The organism is Bacteroides gallinarum DSM 18171 = JCM 13658, assembly GCF_000374365.1.
Classification (GTDB): domain Bacteria; phylum Bacteroidota; class Bacteroidia; order Bacteroidales; family Bacteroidaceae; genus Bacteroides; species Bacteroides gallinarum.
This window is the reverse complement of the sequence record NZ_KB894208.1, coordinates 1-2,953: the sequence shown is the minus strand read 5'-3', so window position 1 is coordinate 2,953 and position 2,953 is coordinate 1. Positions and strand designations below refer to the sequence as shown.

At 48.2% G+C, this 2,953-nt stretch carries 3 protein-coding genes and 1 pseudogene; 2 read left to right on the top strand and 2 right to left on the bottom strand.

The features are described 5' to 3' along the window. Positions 1-77: 77 nt before the first annotated feature. Together C233_RS0122015 and C233_RS0122010 are read left to right on the top strand one after the other, a co-directional pair. Positions 78-650, top strand: a pseudogene (locus tag C233_RS0122015) (5'-nucleotidase C-terminal domain-containing protein); the annotation flags it as partial. A gap of 144 nt (positions 651-794) precedes the next feature. Further along, positions 795-1,673: a helix-turn-helix domain-containing protein gene (locus tag C233_RS0122010; RefSeq protein ID WP_018669616.1), complete on the top strand. Its 879-nt coding sequence runs from the start codon at positions 795-797 to the stop codon at positions 1,671-1,673. A gap of 112 nt (positions 1,674-1,785) precedes the next feature. On the opposite strand, the gene C233_RS0122005 is transcribed toward C233_RS0122010, so the two are convergent. Both C233_RS0122005 and C233_RS0122000 read right to left on the bottom strand, forming a co-directional pair. Further along, positions 1,786-2,193 carry a DUF4878 domain-containing protein gene (locus tag C233_RS0122005; protein WP_018669615.1) on the bottom strand — a complete coding sequence of 136 codons (408 nt, stop codon included), beginning with the start codon at positions 2,191-2,193 and terminating at the stop codon, positions 1,786-1,788. Positions 2,194-2,225: 32 nt separating this feature from the next. After that, on the bottom strand, positions 2,226-2,855 hold the full coding sequence (locus C233_RS0122000) for a C40 family peptidase (protein ID WP_018669614.1): 630 nt from the start codon (positions 2,853-2,855) through the stop codon (positions 2,226-2,228). Positions 2,856-2,953 lie beyond the last annotated feature (98 nt).

Below are 2,953 nucleotides of genomic sequence, written 5' to 3'. Positions count from 1 at the left end.
GGAATACCTAAAGATACAAAAAAGCCAGCTAATTCGCAATATTTTGTGTATGAATTAGTTGGCTGATTTTATATTATTTACTGAATGTCCCTAAGTACGAGAACATGCTCTATACCATGAAACTTTCGGGCAAGGAAGTGCACGATGCCCTGGAAATGTCGTATGACCTCTGGACTAACCGCATGACCTCTCCCGACGACCATATCCTGCTGCTCCGGGATAAACCCCGTGCAGGTGCGGCGGACAGAGCCTCTTTCAAGAATTTCAGCTTCAATTTCGATTCGGCGGCAGGCATCATCTACACGGTGGATGTAACGAAACCGGCAGGTAGCAAAGTGACTATCCTCAGCATGGCGGACGGCACTCCGTTCGATATGGACAAGATGTACACGGTAGCCCTCAACTCATACCGGGGCAACGGTGGCGGAGAACTGCTGACGAAAGGTGCGGGCATCCCGCAGGATAAACTGAAAGAGCGTATCATTACTTCCACCGACAAAGACCTGCGTTACTATCTGATGCAGTACATCGAACAGAAAAAGGTCATCGAGCCGCGTGCGCTCGGCCAGTGGAAATTCATTCCCGAGGAGTGGGCGGTTCCCGCTTCCAAGCGCGATTACGAATTCCTGTTCGGCAAGGAGCAGGAATAGCCGCCTCATGCACGCCTGTACGGTTACGGATTTTCTGAAACCGGCATGTAACGAGGCATGCAGTAATGAGCTGGGATAACGTTATCATTTTTAATTTAATCATCCTGCGAATAGTTTTATATTTGCCTGTAAAACACAACAATAATGAATACAAAACAGATACGCAACGTCGATATCTCCGGAATACAGCATTTGCCTATGATTGATTTTATCGGCAATGATTTCGCTATCTTCGATGATATAAAAGATATTCCCTTCACCACATATCCTACCCGATTGAATGCGGCTTGCCTTGCCGTCTGCCGGGGAGGCTGGTGCAAGCTTACTCTCGATTTGCAGCAGTATGAAATGAGGGAAGGTATGCTGTGTATCATCTTGCCCGAGCAAATCGTGCAGCAAGGCGAGCGCTCCGACGATTTCTCCGGCAGCTTCATAGCCGTATCCCGGGATTTCATGGACTTGGTGATACCCACCATGCAGCAGTTGTTTCCCATGTTCTTCATGGTAAAGGAGCGGCCTTGCATCAGTATTACGGCCGACGAGTTGCAGTCGTTCCAGGAGTACCACTCTTTTTTGTGGAGCAAGGTAAGACTGAAAGACAACCCGTACCGTAAGGAGATTACGCAAGGGCTGTTAATGGCATTGTTCTATGAGATATACGATATCTACCAGGGACACGCTTCCCAGGAACGCACGCCCAAAAGCCGTAAGGAAGATTTGTTCGAACGGTTTATCCGGCATGTATCCGAGTCCTATAAAGAGGAGAGGAGCGTCTCTTTTTATGCCGAAAAGATGTTCCTTACACCTAAGCACCTTTCTACCGTAGTGAAGGAGGTGAGCGGAAAGACGGCGGGCGAGTGGATAGACAGCCTGGTTATCCTGGAGGCGAAAGCTATGCTGAAATCCTCCGAGCAGAGTATCCAGGAGATAGCCGACGAGCTGCATTTTGCCAATCAGTCCTTCTTCGGGAAATACTTCAAGCATCACACGGGGCTGTCGCCCAAGGAGTACAGGAGGCAGTAACGCCTTTACCTGCCTTTACACCACGGATTAGTACAGATTGTTTCTCGGGAAAACTGATTGCCTGAAAAATCCGGCTGTGCTAATCCGTGCGGTGTATCGGGCTATTCAAGCCCTATTTGTTCATGGACATCAGCCATTTCCCGTCTTTCTTCACCATTTGCTGTTCTTCCTCCTCGGTTTCTCCGTTTCCGTAGGTGTATCTGGTCTTAACTACCGCCGTATTACCGTCTTCGGCAATCTGTTCCGATAGGATTTCAATGTCCTTTATGCCTCCTTTCTTCTCATATTCCTTAGACACTTTTTCTTTGAGAATGGAAACCAGCGCTTCTTTCTGTTCCTTTATCTTGCCCGCATCCTGGTTGCTGTCGAAAGCCAGTCCTTCCACGAAATTTTCATAATCGCCGTTTTGCAGATACTGGCCGTACTTTTTCAGTGCGTCGCCCGGGTTGTTCGAAGAAGAGCAGGCAGCCATTGCCAATATGGCAATCGCCAGCATACCGAAGTAGAATACTTTTTTCATACGTTTTTTGTTTTAAGTGAATAATGTATGTGTCAAAAATGATATATCGGACGGAGATACTCGCTCTGTGCAATATCGTTCGGCATTATGTAGTCGCCGCTCATACCGGGAATGCTGACGGAAGTGGTGCGGCCTCCGGACAAATCTATTCCTTCCTTCCGGTACACATAGTCAATAAGCTCCGTACAATACATTTCGGTCGTATCGTTCAGGTCGTAATCATGGTCGAACAATACGTGTTTGCGGAAAAGGCGGAATGCGTTCCCGGCAGCCCTGCATGCAACCGCCGAGTCGGCCAGCACATGCATCACCGCACCCCGTGCCGCTTTCCCAGCATCGAAAAACTGCCCTACGGGTTCCATTTTTACCCGGTCTGCATCTCCCTCGAAGTCCGGTTCTCCAGGTACGGCGTGTATTACGTACCACGCTCCGTTCTCCTTTTTCAGGATACCGGCATGCGAGTAGCTCCCTTCACTATCGGCAGCCAGTACTATCCGGCTGGTAAATCCGGTTCCCCTCCTGAACACGATATCCCCCTCGCTGAATAAATCTTCGGGCAGGAGCATTTGCCTTTCCTTAAGATTATCGCCTTTGCAAGCACTGAACAGAAACAGGGAAAACAAGCCGGTTGCAAACAGTGTGATATGGGTGTCTATTCTCATTAAGTAGGGACATTCAGTAAATAATATAAAATCAGCCAACTAATTCATACACAAAATATTGCGAATTAGCTGGCTTTTTTGTATCTTTAGGTATTCCC

What these genes read in the sequence shown, in the direction of transcription:
- C233_RS0122005 (WP_018669615.1), bottom strand. Translation starts at nt 2,193, where the DNA reads ATGAAAAAAGTATTCTACTTCGGTATGCTGGCGATTGCCATATTGGCA.
- C233_RS0122000 (WP_018669614.1), bottom strand. Translation starts at nt 2,855, where the DNA reads ATGAGAATAGACACCCATATCACACTGTTTGCAACCGGCTTGTTTTCC.
- C233_RS0122010 (WP_018669616.1), top strand. Translation starts at nt 795, where the DNA reads ATGAATACAAAACAGATACGCAACGTCGATATCTCCGGAATACAGCAT.